This is a genomic window from Actinomadura sp. RB99 (genome assembly GCF_014706005.1).
In the GTDB taxonomy this organism is placed as follows: Bacteria; Actinomycetota; Actinomycetes; order Streptosporangiales; family Streptosporangiaceae; genus Spirillospora.
In genome coordinates, this window is sequence record NZ_JABMCA010000206.1 from 1 (window position 1) to 619 (window position 619).

Genomic DNA, 619 nt, shown 5'->3' on the forward strand with positions numbered 1-619 from the left:
CGGACCCGCCGGACCCGCGCGCCGGCGCGCCGCCGCCCGAGCCTCCGGACCCGCCGCCCGCGCGGCCGCGGCCGCGCTCGGTGGAGCCGGACGAGCGCCCGCCGCCGGAGAACCAGCCGCCGCGCCCGTTGCCCGAACCGCCACCGGAGCCGCCGTTGGAGCCACCCGAGCCGCCGCCGGACGAACCGCCGGAGCCGCCCGAGCCGCCGCTACCGCCGCCGGTGACACCGCCGCCTCCGCCGCGTCCCGACCAGGACGTCGGACGCGGCGCACCGGTGCCGGAACCCGCACCGCCGGACGGCTTGCCGCCACCCGACGCCGAGCCGCCGCTCCCGCGCCCGCCCGAGACCCCGCCCGGCCGCGCGACGATCGCGCCCACGCCAGCACCTCCGCCGCCTGCTGCGCCGCCGGCCGAACCGCCCTTGGCGGCCTGCGCGTCGACGACCTTCGCCGTCCGCGACGGCAGGTTCAGCGGGGGCGCGCCGCGCCGGGACCGTCCCGGCCCCGCGGTGACGCCGCCCGTCCGCGGCTTCGCGGCGAGCACCGGCGCCTCCTCCGGCGACGGCCCCTCCCCGGCTCCGGCCGTGGTGACGCCCGTCCGCCGGTCGGCCGCCGCGGC

1 pseudogene is annotated in these 619 nt (G+C 83.8%); it reads right to left on the reverse strand.

The annotated features are described in order from the left end of the window. Window positions 1-619, reverse strand: a pseudogene (locus amrb99_RS49590) (hypothetical protein); the annotation flags it as partial.